The 16,570-nt window shown below is 70.6% G+C and carries 14 protein-coding genes; 12 read left to right on the top strand and 2 right to left on the bottom strand.

All coding sequences use genetic code 11. The annotated features are described in order from the left end of the window. The first annotated feature begins 97 nt into the window (after positions 1-97). From DMX10_RS08570 to DMX10_RS08530, 9 genes are all read left to right on the top strand, one after another. Positions 98-340: an exodeoxyribonuclease VII small subunit gene (locus DMX10_RS08570; RefSeq protein WP_111260708.1), complete on the top strand. Its 243-nt coding sequence runs from the start codon at positions 98-100 to the stop codon at positions 338-340. Beyond that, positions 337-1,224, top strand: a complete 888-nt coding sequence (ispA, locus tag DMX10_RS08565; RefSeq protein WP_111260707.1) for a (2E,6E)-farnesyl diphosphate synthase — start codon at positions 337-339, stop codon at positions 1,222-1,224. Before DMX10_RS08570 ends, ispA begins: the two co-directional genes overlap by 4 nt. 171 nt (positions 1,225-1,395) lie before the next feature. Further along, positions 1,396-2,142 (top strand): AraC family transcriptional regulator, encoded by a 747-nt coding sequence (locus tag DMX10_RS08560; protein ID WP_178082932.1) that lies wholly within the window; start codon positions 1,396-1,398, stop codon positions 2,140-2,142. 174 nt (positions 2,143-2,316) lie between these two features. Beyond that, positions 2,317-3,387 (top strand): ABC transporter ATP-binding protein, encoded by a 1,071-nt coding sequence (locus DMX10_RS08555; protein WP_111260706.1) that lies wholly within the window; start codon positions 2,317-2,319, stop codon positions 3,385-3,387. Then, a complete protein-coding gene (locus DMX10_RS08550) occupies positions 3,384-5,012 on the top strand; it encodes an iron ABC transporter permease (RefSeq protein WP_111260705.1) in 1,629 nt (542 codons plus the stop codon). The genes DMX10_RS08555 and DMX10_RS08550 overlap by 4 nt, the downstream gene beginning before the upstream one ends. A 19-nt stretch (positions 5,013-5,031) precedes the next feature. Continuing rightward, positions 5,032-6,024 carry an extracellular solute-binding protein gene (locus tag DMX10_RS08545; RefSeq protein WP_111260704.1) on the top strand — a complete coding sequence of 331 codons (993 nt, stop codon included), beginning with the start codon at positions 5,032-5,034 and terminating at the stop codon, positions 6,022-6,024. 13 nt (positions 6,025-6,037) lie between these two features. After that, positions 6,038-6,826 carry an inositol monophosphatase family protein gene (locus DMX10_RS08540; RefSeq protein ID WP_111260703.1) on the top strand — a complete coding sequence of 263 codons (789 nt, stop codon included), beginning with the start codon at positions 6,038-6,040 and terminating at the stop codon, positions 6,824-6,826. Between the two features lie 29 nt (positions 6,827-6,855). After that, positions 6,856-8,223 (top strand): OprD family porin, encoded by a 1,368-nt coding sequence (locus tag DMX10_RS08535; RefSeq protein WP_111260702.1) that lies wholly within the window; start codon positions 6,856-6,858, stop codon positions 8,221-8,223. A 141-nt stretch (positions 8,224-8,364) separates the two neighbouring features. Further along, positions 8,365-8,754 (top strand): cupin domain-containing protein, encoded by a 390-nt coding sequence (locus DMX10_RS08530; RefSeq protein WP_111260701.1) that lies wholly within the window; start codon positions 8,365-8,367, stop codon positions 8,752-8,754. Positions 8,755-8,829: 75 nt separating this feature from the next. Here DMX10_RS08530 and DMX10_RS08525 read toward each other — a convergent pair whose 3' ends face one another. Then, on the bottom strand, positions 8,830-9,726 hold the full coding sequence (locus DMX10_RS08525) for a phosphatase PAP2 family protein (RefSeq protein ID WP_111260700.1): 897 nt from the start codon (positions 9,724-9,726) through the stop codon (positions 8,830-8,832). A 230-nt stretch (positions 9,727-9,956) separates the two neighbouring features. On the opposite strand from DMX10_RS08525, the gene DMX10_RS08520 reads away from it, so the two are divergent. After that, positions 9,957-13,226 carry a carboxyl transferase domain-containing protein gene (locus tag DMX10_RS08520; protein WP_111260699.1) on the top strand — a complete coding sequence of 1,090 codons (3,270 nt, stop codon included), beginning with the start codon at positions 9,957-9,959 and terminating at the stop codon, positions 13,224-13,226. Positions 13,227-13,627: 401 nt separating this feature from the next. Beyond that, on the top strand, positions 13,628-14,077 hold the full coding sequence (locus DMX10_RS08515) for a BRO family protein (protein ID WP_111260698.1): 450 nt from the start codon (positions 13,628-13,630) through the stop codon (positions 14,075-14,077). 709 nt (positions 14,078-14,786) lie between these two features. Here DMX10_RS08515 and DMX10_RS08510 read toward each other — a convergent pair. After that, on the bottom strand, positions 14,787-15,236 hold the full coding sequence (locus DMX10_RS08510) for a helix-turn-helix domain-containing protein (RefSeq protein ID WP_111260697.1): 450 nt from the start codon (positions 15,234-15,236) through the stop codon (positions 14,787-14,789). Positions 15,237-15,329: 93 nt separating this feature from the next. Here DMX10_RS08510 and DMX10_RS08505 point away from each other — a divergent pair, with 93 nt between their 5' ends. After that, positions 15,330-16,547: an MFS transporter gene (locus tag DMX10_RS08505; RefSeq protein ID WP_111260696.1), complete on the top strand. Its 1,218-nt coding sequence runs from the start codon at positions 15,330-15,332 to the stop codon at positions 16,545-16,547. Positions 16,548-16,570: the final 23 nt, after the last annotated feature.

The following is a 16,570-nucleotide window of genomic DNA, read 5'->3' as shown; positions in this document are numbered from 1 at the left end:
CAACTCCGGGAGCGGCCGTCGGGGCGCCGTCCATTTGCCCGCAAGGGCGCGGCTCTGCTAGTGTCCGCCCGTTCCGAACTGCCCTGAGATGCCCGCCATGGCCCGCAAGAAAGCCACCCCCGATTTCGAACAGTCCCTCGCCGACCTGCAAGCGTTGGTCGAGCGCCTGGAAAGCGGCGAGCTGTCGCTGGAAGACTCGCTCGGCGCCTTCGAGCAGGGCATCCGCCTGACCCGCGAATGCCAGGGTGCGCTGAGCCAGGCCGAGCAGAAGGTGCAGATCCTCCTGGAGCGCGACGGCGAGCTGGAAGAGGCCCCCTTCGACGCGGACGAGCAGACATGATCGCGGCCTACCAGTCCCGCTGCCAGGCGCGCGTCGACGCTGCCCTGGAAACCCTGTTCGACGCGCCCCGCCCCGAACTGCAACGCCTGTATGAAGCCATGCGCTACAGCGTCACCAACGGTGGCAAGCGCGTGCGTCCGCTGCTGGTCTACGCGGCCTGCGAGGCGCTGGCCGGCGAGCTCGACCGGGCCGACGGCGCCGCCTGCGCGGTGGAGCTGATCCACGCCTACTCCCTGGTCCACGACGACCTGCCGGCCATGGACGACGACGACCTGCGCCGGGGCAAGCCCACCACCCACAAGGCCTTCGACGAAGCCTGCGCCATCCTCGCCGGCGACGGCCTGCAGACCCTGGCCTTCGAAGTGCTGGCCGACCGACGCCACAACCCGCAGTGCGCCGATACGCGCCTGGCCATGGTCGGCACCCTGGCCCGCGCCGCCGGCCCCGCCGGCATGGTCGGCGGCCAGGCCATCGACCTCGGCTCGGTGGGCCTGAAACTCGACCAGCAGGCCCTGGAAGTGATGCACCGGCACAAGACCGGCGCCCTGATCGAAGCCAGCGTGCGCCTCGGCGCCCTGGCCAGCGGCAATGCCGACGACGCCTCGCTCAAGTCCCTGCAGACCTACGCCAGGGCCATCGGCCTGGCCTTCCAGGTGCAGGACGACATCCTCGACGTCGAGAGCGACACCGCCACCCTCGGCAAGACCCAGGGCAAGGACCAGGCCAGCGACAAGCCCACCTACCCGGCCCTGCTCGGCATCGACGACGCCAAGGCCTACGCCCTGGAACTGCGCGACATCGCCCTGCACGCCCTGCGCCCCTTCGGCGAGGCCGCCGAGCCCCTGCGCGACCTGGCCCGCTACATCGTCGAACGGCGCAACTGACCCGCGCTCCACGCCAGGCGGGAAATACCGGCACGCCAATCCGTCACCTTCCGTCCAACGAATACGCAAAAACGCGCCCTCCCGGGGGCGCTCCTCATCTGGTGCCCGCAGAATGGCCCAGGCTAGGTTCATCGTCCGAAGCCCATGGCCACCCACTCTTCGGCGTGAACGATGCAGCTCGATCACCTCCCCGTCACCCCGGACCTGCCTGCCCTGCTGCGCTGCCTGGAACAGGTTGCGCCGCTGCTGGACGCGATGCCGGACGTGGTGTTCTTCGTCAAGGACCTGGACGCCCGCTACGTGCTGGTCAACCAGACCCTCGCCCAGCGCTGCGGCTTCAAGGACAAGGCGCCACTGCTGGGGCGCACCGCCGAAGACGTGTTCCCGCGCCGCTTCGGCCACCTCTACACCGAGCAGGACCGCCAGGTGCTGGAGGCCGGCGACCAGCTCAGCGACCAGCTGGAACTGCACCTCTACCCCGGCCGCGAACCCGGCTGGTGCCTGACCCACAAACTGGCCCTGCGCGACCCGGCGCAGCGGGTCATCGGCATGGCCGGCATCTCCTACGACCTGCAGGCGCCGCAGTCCAGCCACCCGGCCTTCCAGCGCCTGGCGGCGGTGGACGCCCACATTCGCGAGCACTTCGCCGAGCCCATCAGCCTCGATGACCTCACCGCCATCGCCGGGCTCTCCGCCGCCCAGCTCGGCCGGCTGTGCAAGCGCATCTTCCAGCTCAGCCCCCGGCAGATGATCCACAAGGCGCGCCTGGGGGCCGCCACCCAGCTGCTGGCGGGCGAGCGGCCCATCACCGAGATCGCCTACCGCTGCGGCTATGCCGACCACAGCGCCTTCAGCCGCCAGTTCAAGGCCCTCACCGGGCTCTCCCCGAGCCAGTACCGCGAGCGCTGCCGCGCCTGAGGCCGGGCGACCGGCTGTGCCGAACCGCGCACCGCAACCGGGCGAATCGATCAAGCCACCCGCCCGCGCCCCGTCCACAGTAGGCCCATCCACGGGGTGCAACGACGCCCCGGGGCGGCCACCCAGGCACCGCCCCCGCGCCAACAAGAACAAGCACGCGAACGGAGAAATGCGATGTCATCCATCAGCATCAGCCAGCTGGAGGTCAGCTACGGCAGCGGGATCAGGGTCATCGACGGCCTCGACCTGCACATCCCCGACGGCAGCTTCTTCACCCTGCTCGGCCCCAGCGGCTGCGGCAAGACCACCCTGCTGCGGGTGATCGCCGGCTTCATCCGCCCCAGCGGCGGGCGCCTGGCCTTCGGCGACGTCGACATGACCCAGGTCCCCGCCCACCGCCGCGGCATCGGCATGGTCTTCCAGGACTACGCCCTGTTCCCCGACAAGACCGTGTTCGACAACGTCGCCTACGGCCTGCGCGCCCGCCGGACCGACGCGACGACCCTGCGCCGCACGGTGGGCGAATACCTGGAGCGGGTCGGCATGAGCGGCTTCGCCGAGCGCCACCCCGCCGCCCTCTCCGGCGGCCAGCGGCAGCGGGTGGCCCTGGCCCGCGCCCTGGCCATCGAGCCCGAGGTGCTGCTGATGGACGAGCCGCTGTCCAACCTCGACGCCCAGCTGCGCCTGCAGATCCGCGCCGCCATCGCCGACCTGCAGCGGGAGATCGGCATCACCACCGTCTTCGTCACCCACGACCAGGAAGAGGCCCTGGCCCTCTCCGATTGCATCGCCCTGATGCGCAAGGGCCGCATCGAGCAACTGGGCAGCCCCCAGGCCATCTACCAGTCCCCCGCCAGCACCTACGCCGCCGACTTCATCGGCTCGGCCAACCTGCTGGCCGCGCGGGTGCTGGAACAGGCCGGCGTCGACGGCATCCGCGTGCTGGTGGCCGGCCAACCGCTGCAGGCCCGTACCGAGACGGCGCTGCCCGAGCCCGAGGTGCACCTGGTGGCACGGCCGGAAAGCATCCGCCTGCGCCCCGCCGGGCAGACCGTCGGCAACTGCCTGGCCGGCCAGGTGCGGCGCAAGCAGTACCTGGGCAACCGCACCAGCTACCGCATCGAGCTGGCCGACGCCCAGCAGCTCAACGTCGACCGCTTCGGCACCGACGGCGACGGCTTCCACGAAGGCCAGCCGGTGAGCCTGGAGTTCGACCCCGCACAGCTCCGGGTGGTGGCCCAATGAACCGGCGCCTGCCCTCCCCCTGGCTGCTCCTCGCCCTGTTCGCCCTGGGGCTGCTGCTGGTGTTCCTGCTCTGGCCCCTGGCCAACCTGCTGCACGGCAGCGTGGCCGGTGCCGGCGACGGCTGGGCCCAGTTGCTGGACGAGCCGCGCTACCTGCGCGCCCTCGGCAACACCCTGCTGCTGGGCGCCCTGGTGACCGGCTGCGCCAGCGTGCTCGGGGTCTCCCTGGCCTACGTCACCGCGCGCTTCGACTTCCCCGGCAAGGCGCTGGTGGCGGTGCTGCCGGTGTGCACCCTGGTGGTCCCGGAGGTGATCGTCAGCCAGACCTGGCTGATGATCCTCGGCAACAACGGCCTGCTCACCCGCGCCCTGGAGGACCACCTCGGCCTCGCCCTGCCCAGCTTCTACGGCTGGCCCGGCCTGGTGCTGGTGATGAGCCTGGTCTACTACACCTACATCTACCTCGGCACCCTGGCTGCCATCCGCGGCTTCGACGCCCAACTGGAAGAGGCCGCCCAGAGCCTCGGCGTGCCGCCGGCCAAGGCGCGCCTGCAGGTGATGCTGCCGGTGGTACTGCCCGCCGTACTGGCCTCCGGGCTGCTGGTGTACACCCTGGTGGTGGGCAACTTCGCCATCGCCACCCTGCTGGGCGGCAAGGTGCAGTTGCTCTCGGTGCTCACCTACCTGAGCTTCGTCTCCGAGATGGGCACCAACGCCGGCCTGCAGAGCGCCCTGGCCACCCTGTCCATCGCCATCGTCGCCGGGGTGCTGTTCCTCCAGCGCTGGCTGGTGGGGCGCAAGCGCTACGAGATCGTCCAGGGCCGCAGCGCCCCGGCCCAGCGCCTGCGTGGGGTACGCGGCGCGCTGCTGGGTGCGGCCACGGCGCTGTTCATCCTGCTCTCCTCACTGCCGCTGCTGACGGTGCTGGCCAGCGCCTTCACCCGCGCACGGGGGCCGGTGATGCACTGGGGCCAGTTCTCCCTGGAGAACCTGGAACGGGTCCTGCTGCGCAGCCCGGAACCCATCCTCAACACCCTGGCCTACGGCGCCCTGGCGACCCTGGTGGGCATCCTGCTGAGCGTGGTCATCAGCTACCTGGTGATCAAGAAGAAGAACCTGCTCACCCCGGCCATCGACTACCTCGCCATGCTGCCCCTGGCCATGTCCGGCACGGTGCTCGGCATCGGCCTGGTGATGACCTTCAACAGCGGCCCGCTGGCCCTCAGCGGCACGGCGGCGATCATAGTCGTCGCCTTCGTCATCCGCCGTTTCCCCTTCGGCGTGCGCAGCGCCTCGGCCACCCTCTACAACATCCCCGACTCCATCGAGGAGGCCTCCATCAGCCTCGGCGTGCCGCCGCTGCGCTCCTTCTTCAAGGTGGTGCTGCCGCTGATGGCGCCCGCCGTCGCCGCCGCGGCGGTGCTCACCTGGACCACCATCGTCGCCGAGCTGAGCGCCTCGCTGGTGGTGTACTCGGCCGGCCGCGAGACCATCACCATCCAGGTCTTCCGCCTGGTGGAAACCGGCCTCCAGGGCCAGGCGGCGGCCTACGGGCTGGTGCTGGTCCTGCTCACCCTGGTCCCGGTGGTCATCGCCACCCGGGTGTTCCGCATCAAGGTCTTCTGAACCGCACCAAGGAGTCGCCATGAACGCCACCTGGAAGCACCGGCTGCCCGCCCTGCTGGCCGCCCTCGCCCTGAACCTGCTGCAACCCGCCCTCGCCCGCGAGCAGGCGGTGCTCTACACCACCAACAACGACTCGGCGGTGCAGGCCCTGCTGGACAGCGGCCAGCGCCTCGACCCGGGCCTGAAGATCGGCGTGGTCAACGGCTCCAGCGCCGCCCTGCTCAAGCGCATCGAGGCCGAGGGCCAGGCGGCTCGGGCCGACGTGTTCTGGAGTTCCCAGCCCAACACCCTGGGCGCCTTCACCGCGCTCTACGCGCCCTACCGCTCGCACCAGGCCGGGGCGATCCCCGAGGCGCACCAGCACCCGCAGCAGCTGTGGAGCACCGCCAACATCCAGGTGGTGGTGATGATGGTGAACCGCAAGCAGCTCGGCGGGTTCAAGGAGCCCACCCAGTGGCGCGACCTGCTGGACCCGGCCTGGAAGGGGCGGATCATCGTCGGCGACCCCACCGCCACCTCCACCGCCTACACCGCGCTCTGGGGCCTGCGCCAGCTGCTGGGCGAGGACGACTTCCGCCGCCTGGCCGCCAACCTGGTGGTCTCGCGCAACTCCAGCGCCGTGCTCAACCAGGTGGCCCAGGGCGAATACGCCGTCGGCCTGACCTTCGAGGGCAACGCCTACGCCTATGTCGCCGGTGGCCAGCGGGAGATCCGCCTGGTCTACCCGGCCGACGGCACCTTCGTCACCGAAGAGGCCCTGGTGCTGGTGAAGAACGGCCCCAACCCCGAGGCCGGCAAGCGCCTCTACGACCTGCTGCTGAGCCGCGACACCCAGATCGCCCTGCTGGAGCAGGCCTACCGCCGGCCGAGCCGCAGCGACATCGAGGTCAGCGCCCATGTCGAGCTGCCGGAGCTGAAGGACATCGCCGTCTTCCCCACCGACGAGCAGGCCGCCATCGACGGCCGCGACGCCTTCCTCAGCGCCTGGAAAGGCCTCGACAAAGCCCTCTGACACGGAGCCGGACATGACCGCCAGCCACCACCGCGCCACCGCCGAACACCTCGCCGACCTCGCCCGCGCCCGCCTGCAGGCCCACTGGCAGACCGCCCAGGAGGACGGCCAGCCCTTCGAGGACAAGGACGACGCCAGCCCCGTCACCGCCATCGACCGCGCCATCGAACGCGAACTGCGCGAGGCCATCGCCCGCCACACGCCCAGCTTCGGCGTGGTGGGCGAGGAGTACCCCGACCACCAGCGCGACGCCGAATACAGCTGGGTGCTCGACCCCATCGACGGCACCAAGGCCTTCATCGCCGGGGTGCCGGTGTACGGCACGCTGATCGCCCTGTGCCGCGACGGGCGCCCGGTGCTGGGGGTGGTCGACCTGCCCATCGCCGGCCTGCGCTGGGTCGGCGTGGAAGGCCAGCCCACCCGGCTCAACGGCCAGCCGGTGCGCACCCGCCCCTGCGCCGAGCTGGCCCGCGCGCTGCTGGCCAGCAGCACCCCGGAAAGCCTGCCGGACACCCACCTGGCGGCCTTCGCCCGGCTGCGCGACGCCACCCGCTGGCGTCTCTACGGCGCCGCCTGCAGCGCCTACGCCAACCTCGCCCGGGGGCGCATCGACCTGGTGGCCGACGGCGGCGGCATGGCGCCGGTGGACTACTGCGCCCTGGTGCCGGTCATCGAAGGCGCCGGCGGGGTGATCAGCGACTGGCAGGGCCGCCCGCTCGGCCTTGGCTCCGGCAGCAGCGTGCTGGCCGCCGGCGATCCCCAGCTGCACCGCCAGGCCCTGGAGCGCCTGCACCAGGCCTGAACCGCCCACGATCACAAGGAGGACACGCCATGATCGCCATCCATCCCCGCATCCCCCTCGCCCTGTCACTGGCCCTCGCCGTGGGCCTGGCCGAGGCGGACGGCTTCATCGACGACAGCCACGCCACCCTGTCGCTGCGCAACTTCTACTTCAACCAGGACAACCGCGACGGCCACGCCGGCCAGACCGAGGAATGGGGCCAGGGCCTGCGCCTGGACTACCAGTCCGGCTACACCGAGGGCACGGTGGGCGTCGGCCTCGACGCCATCGGCCTGCTCGGCATCCGCCTGGACGGTGGCGGCCGCGCCGGCAAGGCCGACCAGGCCCGCACCCCCAGCGCCCTGTTCCCCCTGGAGCACGACGGCCGCGCCCGCGACGAATTCAGCAGCCTCGGGCTCACCGCCAAGCTGCGGGTCGGCGCCAGCGAGGCACGGGTCGGCACCCTGATCCCGCGCCTGCCGGTGATCAAGGCCAACGACGGGCGCCTGCTGCCGCAGACCTTCGAAGGCGCCCAGCTGACGGTGCGCGAGTTCGACGACCTCACCCTGCTGGCCGGCCGCCTGCGCCAGGCCAAGGGGCGCGCCCAGAGCCACCGCGACGACCTTTCCATCAACGGCGCCAACAGCCCGCGCAAGCCCGGCAACGCCGTCAGCGCGGCGCCGGCCCGCCACAGCGACGCCTTCGACTTCCTCGGCCTGGACTACCAGGTCAGCGAGCAACTGCAGGTGCAGTACTACCTGGGCCAGCTGGAGGACTTCTATCGCCAGCACTTCCTCGGCCTCAACCACGAGCAGGCGCTGCCCCTGGGCACGCTGAAGACCGACCTGCGCCACTTCGACACCCGCGCCACCGGCCGCAACGCCAGCCACAGCGGCCGCGCCGAGGGCTACACCGCCGCCGGCTACTACGGCCCCGGCAACGGCGAGAGCGGCGCCCATCGCGGCAAGGTGGACAACCGCGCCTGGAGCGCCCTGTTCAGCTGGAGCCTCGGCACCCACACCCTCGGCGCCGGCTACCAGCGCCTGAGCGGCGACAGCCACTTCATCCAGCCCAACCAGGGCAACGGCAGCGATGTCTACCTGATCACCGACCGCCAGCTGAACAGCTTCGCCCGCGCCGGCGAACGCACCTGGCTGGCCCAGTACGGTCTGGATTTCGGCACCTGGGGGCTGCCGGGGCTGACCAGCAACGTCGCCTACCTCAAGGGCAGCGGCATCCGCTCCGAACGCGGGCACCTGCAGGAGTGGGAACGGGACTTCACCCTGGCCTACGTGGTGCAGGCCGGGCCGGCCAAGGGCCTGGGCATCACCTGGCGCAACGCCAGCCTGCGCAGCCAGGCGAGCACCGACGTCGACCAGAACCGGGTCTTCCTCACCTACAGCCTGGCGTTGTTCTAGGCAGCGGCCCGACTGGCCCCGGCCACGCCGGGGCCTGCCCGCCGGGCGTCCTACCCAAGCTTCAGCAACGCCCTACCCGCCTCCGCTGTTAACGTCGTCCAGGCCCTGCCCGACCTTGGTCAACCAGCCTGGAGGCACACCATGAAGGCGATCGACATCCACACGGCTCTCGACAGCATCCGCAGCGGGCGGATCATGACGCTGGAGCCGCAGACCCAGCCGCTCACCCAGCTGATGCCCTTCCAGCCCGGCGCCAGCGCCATCCACCTGGGGCGCCTCACCGGCGAGTCGCCCTGGGAACGCCACCCGGACGGCGACAAGCTGCTGCAGGTGCTCGAGGGCGAACTGGACATCACCCTGCTGGCCGCCATCGGCGTGCTGCAGGAGACCATCAGGGCCGGCGCCATCCTGGTGGTGCCGCGTGGCCTCTGGCACCGCCTCAACGGGCGCGAGGCCGCAGTCCTGGCAGTGGTGCCCCGCCACGGCGAGAGCAGCGCACACCCGCCGGCCCTGGCCAGCCAGCCGGCCTGAAGAAGGGGCCCCACCGGCCCCGGGAAAGCAGCGAGACATGCGCCGCCGATGAGTCGCTCATCGGCGGCGTTTCATTCAGGCCGCCTGGGCCAGCGCCAGGGGCGCCGGTTCGCGGCGCGCCTTGAGCAGGCCAAGGCGCACCAGCAGCCAGGGCATCAGCGCGGCGACGAAGCCGCCCATCACCAAGCCGCGGAACGCCTGCCAGGCCTGGCCATCGAGGGAGAAGGCGAAGCCGATGTGCTTGAGCGCCCATTGCAGGCCGATGAACGCCAGCGCGCCGAGCGTCGCCGCCAGCACCCGCCGCCACACCGCGACCTCCACCGAGAAGTCCAGGTGGCGATAGCCGTACAGCACGGCGATCATCAGCCCCGCCAACAGCGGCACGTAGCTCGGCGGCTCGCCCCGCCAGGTGAAATACGCCAGCGCAGTGGCACCGATGATCAGCATCAGCAGCACCAGCGCCGGCACCTCGCGCCAGCCCTGCCAGCGCTGCGCCAGGGCGAAGCAGCCGAGGGTCGCGGCCCCCAGCAGCGAGCCGCCGATCAGGTCCTCGATGTCGTGGGCACCCAGGTACAGGCGGCTGAAGAGGATGCCCGCCACCAGGGTGCAGGCCAGCGCCCAGAACCACAGGCGGCGTACTTCCAGCGCCAGCCAGAACCAGATCACCACCGAAATCTGCGCGTGCCCGCTGGGCAGGCCGAAGCTCTCGCCCACCTCGTGGTCCATGCGCAGGGCGATGTCCGGTCGCGGGTCCTGCCAGTAGTCCTTGAGCCAGGCATTGAGCAGCGCGGTGATCGCCACCAGCACCAGCAGGCGGAAGAACACCGCGCGGTGCCAGGCCCAGTAGCCCAGGGGCAGGAAGAAGAGGATGAATTTCTCGTACCCGAGCAGGGTGAAGAAGCGCATCAGCGGCGTCAGCGCGTCGCTGCGCAGGGGCAGCACCCAATCCAGGCTGTGCAGCAATTCGTTCATGGTCGTCCTTGGGGGCGGATGAAGGCGCCACAGATACTGCAGGGCGTGGCGCTCGGCAAGGTCCGATCAGGACAAAAATCCTCACTTCCCGCGCAAGCTCCATCAGCCACCCTGAGAAAGGGGTATTCGTCAGGGCGAACATCGGTCCTGCGCCGAGCGGGACTGTCTAGGATGAAGGCCATCCTGCGGCACAACGACAAGACCAAGAAGAACCCACTGGAAGAGCTGCTGTGAACCGACCCATCACCCGCCTGCTGATCGCCAACCGTGGCGAGATCGCCATCCGCATCGCCCGAGCCGCCGCCGAGCTGGATATCCCCAGCGTCGCGGTGTACGCCGAGGATGACACCGCCTCCCTGCACCTGCGCAAGGCCGACCGGGCCGTGGCGCTGAAGGGCCGGGGCGCGGCCGCCTACCTGGACATGCGGCAGCTGCTCGACGCCGCCCTGGCCAGCGGCTGCGACGCCGTGCACCCGGGCTACGGCTTCCTCAGCGAGAACGCCGCCTTCGCCCGCCTCTGCGAAGGGGCCGGCGTGCGCTTCATCGGCCCCGCGCCGGAGGCCCTCGACACCTTCGGCGACAAGGCCCGCGCCCGTGAGCTGGCCGAGCGCTGCGGCGTGCCCCTGGCCACCGGCAGCAACCGCGCCACCAGCCTGGAGGAGGCCCGCGCCTTCCTCGAAAGCGGCCCCCTCATGCTCAAGGCCCTGGCCGGTGGCGGCGGCCGGGGCATGCGCCCGGTGCGCGATGCCGCCGAACTGGAAGAGGCCTACGCGCGCTGCCAGTCGGAAGCACGCACTGCCTTCGGCAACGACGCGCTCTACGTCGAGCGGCTGATCGAGCAGGCCCGGCACATCGAGGTGCAGGTGGTCGGTGACGGCGAGGCGGTCAGCCACCTGTGGGAACGCGACTGCAGCCTGCAGCGGCGCAACCAGAAGGTCATCGAGATCGCCCCCGCGCCCGGCCTCGACCCGGCGCTGCGCCAGCGCATCCTCGACGCCGCCCTGACCCTGGCGGCCGAGGCCCGCTATCGCGGCATCGGCACCTTCGAGTTCCTCGTCGACGACGCGCGCGGCGACTTCGTGTTCATGGAGGCCAACCCGCGCATCCAGGTGGAGCACTGCATCACCGAAGCCGTCACCGGCGTCGACCTGGTGCAGGTGCAGCTGCGCATCGCCGCCGGCGCCACCCTCGCCGAGCTGGGCCTGGCGCAACCGGCCGCGCCACGGGGTTTTGCCGTGCAGCTGCGGATCAACCTGGAAACCATGCAGGCCGACGGCAGCGCGCGCCCGGCCGGCGGCGTCATCAGCGCCTACGAGCCGCCCAGTGGCGCCGGCATCCGCGTCGACGGCTACGGCTACGCCGGCTACGCCACCAGCCCCAGCTACGACTCGCTGCTGGCCAAGGTCATCGTCCAGGGCGAGGACTTCCCCGCCGCCCTGCGCCGCGCCTACCGCGCCCTCTGCGAATTCCGCCTGGAGGGCGTGGCGAGCAACATCCACTTCCTGCAGAACCTGCTGCGCCGCCCGGAGCTGGCGGACAACCGCGTCAGCACCCGCTTCATCGAGCAGCACATCGCCGCGCTGCTGGCCCCGCAACAGACCGCCCACCCGCACCTGTTCGTCAGCGGCGCCGGCGGCCAGGCCGCGCACGCCGCCGTGGCCGACGTACCGGCCGGCTGCATCGCCCTGAACGCCCCCAGCCAGGGCGTGCTGGTGAGCCTGGATGTGGCCGAGGGCGACGCCATCGCCGTCGGCCAGGCGGTGGCGGTGCTGGAGGCGATGAAAATGGAATTCGTGGTCAAGGCCAGCCACAGCGGCATCGTCCGCGCGCTGCCCGTGGCCCCTGGCGATGCCCTGTTCGAAGGCGCCGCGCTGCTCTACCTGGAGCCGGCCGAAGTGAGCGGCGACGCCGTGGCCAGCGAGGAAAGCCTCGACCTCGCGCACATCCGCGCCGACCTCGCCGAGGTGCTGGAGCGCCACGCCATCACCCGCGACGAACGGCGCCCCGACGCCGTGGCGCGCCGCCGCAAGACCGGCCAGCGCACCACCCGCGAGAACCTCGACGACCTGCTCGACGCCGGCAGCTTCATCGAATACGGCGCCCTGGCCCTGGCCGCCCAGCGCCGTCGCCGCACCCTGGACGAACTGATCCAGCAGAGCCCGGCCGATGGCCTGGTGGCGGGGCTCGGCACCGTCAATGCCGAACACTTCGGCAGCGAGGCCGCGCGCTGCATGGCCATCGCCTACGACTACACCGTGTTCGCCGGCACCCAGGGCGTGATGAACCACAAGAAGACCGACCGCATGCTCGGCCTCGCCGAACAGTGGCGCCTGCCGCTGGTGCTGTTCGCCGAGGGTGGTGGCGGCCGCCCGGGGGACACCGACTTCGTCGGCGTGGCCGGGCTGGACTGCCACACCTTCGTCGCCATGGCCCGGCTCTCCGGCCTGGTGCCGCTGGTGGGCGTCGTCTCCGGCCGCTGCTTCGCCGGCAACGCCGCGCTGCTGGGCTGCTGCGACGTGATCATCGCCACCCGCAACGCCAGCATCGGCATGGCCGGCCCGGCGATGATCGAGGGCGGCGGCCTGGGCAGCTTCAAGGCCGAGGAGGTCGGCCCCACCTCGGTGCAGGGCCCCAACGGCGTGATCGACGTGCTGGTGGAGGACGAAGCCGACGCGGTGGCCGTCGCCAAGCGCTACCTGGCCTACTTCCAGGGCACGCTCGGCGCTTGGCAATGCGCCGACCAGCGCGAGCTGCGCCATGCGATTCCCGAGAACCGCCTGCGCGTCTACGACATCCGCACGGTGATCGGCCTGCTGGCCGACGAAGGCTCGGTGCTGGAGCTGCGCCGCGCGTTCGCCCCGGGGATGATCACCGCCTTCATCCGCATCGAAGGCAAGCCCTTCGGCCTGCTGGCCAACAACCCCATGCACCTGGGCGGCGCCATCGACGCCCAGGCCGGCGACAAGGCCGCGCGCTTCATGCAGCTGTGCGACGCCTTCGACATCCCCATGCTCTCGCTCTGCGACACCCCCGGCTTCATGGTCGGCCCGGAGTCGGAGAAGCAGGCCACGGTGCGCCACGTCTCGCGCATGTTCGTCGCCGCCGCCAGCCTCTCGGTGCCCTTCTTCACCGTGGTGCTGCGCAAGGGCTACGGCCTCGGCGCCCAGGCCATGGCGGCGGGCAGCTTCCACTCGCCGATGTTCACCATCGCCTGGCCCAGCGGCGAGTTCGGTGCCATGGGCCTGGAGGGCGCGGTACGCCTGGGCTTCGCCAAGGAGCTGGCCGCCGTGGAAGACCTCGGGGCGCGGCAGAAGCTGTTCGACAAGATGGTCGCCAAGGCCTACCAGAACGGCAAAGCCATCAACATGGCCAGCTTCCTCGAGATCGACGCCGTCATCGACCCGGAGGAAACCCGCGCCTGGCTCCTGCGCGGCCTCAACGCCGCCCCGAAACCCGCGCCACGGGAAGGCCGCAAGCGCCCGTTCGTGGACACCTGGTAGGCCGCGCCACCCCATCGCGAATGAATTCGCTCCCACAGGTACGCACCGTCTTTTGTGGGAGCGGATTCATCCGCGAAAAACCTCACACGCATGCGCCCCAAATGCAGCCGTAGGATGGCGTAGAGCGAAGCGAAACCCATCGATGCGGGGCACAGGCATGACATAGGCGCCGGACCGGCAGCATGGGTTTCGCGGAGCTCTACCCATCCTACGGGCGCCCCACGTGCCGCGCGGAAATTTCCCAAACCCGCCGCAACCCCTTGTTCGTCCCGCACGCGCTCCCTAAGTTCGCCCGGTCGCGGTCAATCCCGCGGCCGGGTTTGACGACCTGAATCATGCGCGCGCTATGCCTACGGTGCCGGCGGAAAACGGCGGACCTTACAAGCAAACGGAGAAACTCCATGCACGACGCACTCACCCCCACCTTCTTCCACCGACACGGCCGCCCGCTGCGCGGCGTGATGATCGACGACCAACCCTGGTTCTGTGCCTACGACTTCGCCCGCCTGCTGGGGCTGCACCATCCCCAGGCGCTGCACCGCCGCCTGCGTCCCTATCAGGTTCGAAAGGCCCGCTTCGCCTACGCCACCGGCAGCGAGGAGGAGGTCCAGCTCGTCAGCGAAGGGGGCCTGTACCAGGCCATGCTCCGCTTCGGCCACCCCGAGCTCCGGCACCTGGAGGAATGGCTCGCCCGCGACGTGATCCCCACCCTGCGCGACCAGTACATCAGCGCCCGCCAACAGCCACGGCGGGTGATGCTCGATTGGCAGTCCCGCCGCCTGGTGCTGCTGGATTGGCAGGGCGAGCTGTGGATGCAGTGGGAAAAGGTGCCGCGCTACCGGGGGCTCTGAAACACCCGGGCAGGGTGCCGCTCCCCAGCATGGGTTTCGCTCCGCTCTACCCATCCTACGAAAGCCGCCTCCACGTCCGCGCTCGGTTGGTGCGTACACCGACACGGTGCGTAGGGTGGATACAGATCGGCAGAGCCCATGCACCGACCCGTAGGATGGCGTAGAGCGCAGCGAAACCCATCGATGCGGGGCACAGGCATGACATAGGTGCCGCACCCCAGCATGGGTTTCGCTCCGCTCTACCCATCCTACGAAAGCCGCCTCCACGTGCGCGCTCGGTTGGTGCGTATACCGACGCGGTGCGTAGGGTGGATACAGATCGGCAGAGCCCATGCACCGACCCGTAGGATGGCGTAGAGCGAAGCGAAACCCATCGATGCGGGGCACAGGCATGACATAGATGCCGCCCCCCAGCATGGGTTTCGCTCCGCTCTACCCATCCTACGAAAGCCGCCTCCACGTCCGCGCTCGGTTGGTGCGTACACCGACGCGGTGCGTAGGGTGGATACAGACCGGCAGAGCCCATGCACCGACCCGTAGGATGGCGTAGAGCGCAGCGAAACCCATCGATGCGGGGCACAGGCATGACATAGGTGCCGCCCCCAGCATGGGTTTCGCACGGCTCGCGGGACGCCGCCCGCCCCGCCCCACGAGTCGCTTCATGCCTCGATCGCGAATGAATTCGCGCCCACGGCATCCTGCTGCTCGGTCAACCCGCCGCGACGTCGACCTTGCGCACCCGGGTGTCGGTGGCGCTGATGGGGCGGCCATCGGCATCGCGGACTTCCAGCCGTGCCAGGGGCTGGCCAGCGGGATCGAGCAGCTCGGAGTGCACCTCGCCAGGGGCGAAGCAATGGGCCTCGCCCCATTGGCGCAGGCTGACGATCAGGGTGAACAGGTCGCGCCCCCTGGGCGTCAGGGCGTAGGCCTGGTAGGCGCTGCCGTCGGCGGCCGGCTCGATGCACAGGATGCCCTCGGCCACCAGCCGGCGCAGGCGGTCGCTGAGGATGTTCTTGGCCACGCCGAGGCTCTTCTGCAACTCGCCGAAGCGCTGCAGGCCGTCGAACAGGTCGCGCACGATCATCAGCGACCAGCGGTCGCCCACCAGCTCCAGCGCCCGGGCCACCGGGCAGTGCTCGACGGTTGCGTCGTGGTTCATCGCTCCTCTCTCCATCGCGAAAACTGGTTGCAGTTTAAAACCACCACAAGTAGCCTTCAAATGGTTTCATTTTGAAACCAGAAGGATCGCACCATGCCCTCCAGAGGCTCCCTGTCACCTGCCCAGGCCTGGCTGCTGGCCGTCGCCTGCGGCCTCAGCGTCGCCAATGTCTACTACGCCCACCCGCTGCTGGATGCGATGGCCAGCGACCTGGGCATCAGCCGTGCCGCCATCGGCGGGGTGATCAGCGTGACCCAGGCGGGCAGCGCCCTGGCCCTTCTCGTGCTGGTGCCGCTGGGGGACCTGCTGGAGCGGCGCCAGCTGATGGCCGCGCAGTTGCTCCTGCTGGTCGGCTCGCTGCTGCTGGTCGCCCTCGCCCGCCAGCCGTGGCTGACCCTGCTGGGCATGCTCGGCCTCGGCCTGCTCGGCACGGCCATGACCCAGGGCCTCCTGGCCTTCGCCGCGAGCCTGGCCGGCGATGCGCAGCGCGGGCGCGTACTGGGGCTGGTGCAGGGGGGCGTGGTGGTCGGCCTGTTGCTGGCGCGCAGCCTGTCCGGGGCGATGGCGGACCTGGGCGGCTGGCGCGCGGTGTACCTGCTCTCGGCGCTGCTGATGGCGGCGCTGCTGCCGGTGCTCTGGCGGTGCCTGCCGGCACTGCGCAGCGAAGCCGGCCTGGGCTACCCGGCGCTGCTGCGCTCGATGTTCGTGCTGCTGCGCGAGGACCGCGTGCTGCAGGTGCGCGGCGTGCTGGCCCTGTTGCTGTTCACGGTGTTCAACCTGTTCTGGGCCGCGCTGGTGATGCCGCTGAGCGCTCCGCCCCTGTCGCTGAGCCCCGGGGCCATCGGCGCCTTCGGCCTGGTCGGGGTGGTGGGCGCGCTGGCGGCGGCGCGGGCCGGGCGCTGGGCCGATCGCGGCCAGGCGCAGCGTGCCAGCGGCCTGGCCCTGGCGCTGCTGGCGCTGGCCTGGGTGCCGCTGGCCTTCACCGGGCAATCGCTCTGGGCGCTGGTTCTCGGCATCCTCCTGCTGGACGCCGCCGGCCAGGCACTGCACGTGCTCAACCAGAGCCTGGTGCTGGGCGGCGGCAACCCCGCCCACGCCCGCCTGATCAGCCTCTACATGCTGTTCTACGCCGCCGGCAGCGCCCTCGGCGCGTTCGCCGCCACCCACCTCCATGCCCGGGCCGGCTGGCTGGGCGTGTGCCTGGCCGGCGGGGCGCTCAGCCTGCTGGCCCTGGCCTTCTGGTGGGCGACCCTGCCGGGCCGCAACGGCATCCGACACCATGTCTTGGGCAGGCAAAGCGGCATCAGGTAAACTGCCGCATCTTTTTGCACCCA

This window comes from Pseudomonas sp. 57B-090624 (assembly GCF_003234055.1).
Classification (GTDB): domain Bacteria; phylum Pseudomonadota; class Gammaproteobacteria; order Pseudomonadales; family Pseudomonadaceae; genus Metapseudomonas; species Metapseudomonas tohonis.
This window is presented reverse-complemented; position numbering and strand designations above follow the sequence as displayed.

Coding starts and splice junctions, on each gene's coding strand:
- DMX10_RS08505 (WP_111260696.1), top strand. CDS start 15,330: ATGCCCTCCAGAGGCTCCCTGTCACCTGCCCAGGCCTGGCTGCTGGCC.
- DMX10_RS08545 (WP_111260704.1), top strand. CDS start 5,032: ATGAACGCCACCTGGAAGCACCGGCTGCCCGCCCTGCTGGCCGCCCTC.
- DMX10_RS08550 (WP_111260705.1), top strand. CDS start 3,384: ATGAACCGGCGCCTGCCCTCCCCCTGGCTGCTCCTCGCCCTGTTCGCC.
- DMX10_RS08570 (WP_111260708.1), top strand. CDS start 98: ATGGCCCGCAAGAAAGCCACCCCCGATTTCGAACAGTCCCTCGCCGAC.
- DMX10_RS08525 (WP_111260700.1), bottom strand. CDS start 9,726: ATGAACGAATTGCTGCACAGCCTGGATTGGGTGCTGCCCCTGCGCAGC.
- DMX10_RS08535 (WP_111260702.1), top strand. CDS start 6,856: ATGATCGCCATCCATCCCCGCATCCCCCTCGCCCTGTCACTGGCCCTC.
- ispA (WP_111260707.1), top strand. CDS start 337: ATGATCGCGGCCTACCAGTCCCGCTGCCAGGCGCGCGTCGACGCTGCC.
- DMX10_RS08555 (WP_111260706.1), top strand. CDS start 2,317: ATGTCATCCATCAGCATCAGCCAGCTGGAGGTCAGCTACGGCAGCGGG.
- DMX10_RS08530 (WP_111260701.1), top strand. CDS start 8,365: ATGAAGGCGATCGACATCCACACGGCTCTCGACAGCATCCGCAGCGGG.
- DMX10_RS08515 (WP_111260698.1), top strand. CDS start 13,628: ATGCACGACGCACTCACCCCCACCTTCTTCCACCGACACGGCCGCCCG.
- DMX10_RS08560 (WP_178082932.1), top strand. CDS start 1,396: ATGCAGCTCGATCACCTCCCCGTCACCCCGGACCTGCCTGCCCTGCTG.
- DMX10_RS08540 (WP_111260703.1), top strand. CDS start 6,038: ATGACCGCCAGCCACCACCGCGCCACCGCCGAACACCTCGCCGACCTC.
- DMX10_RS08510 (WP_111260697.1), bottom strand. CDS start 15,236: ATGAACCACGACGCAACCGTCGAGCACTGCCCGGTGGCCCGGGCGCTG.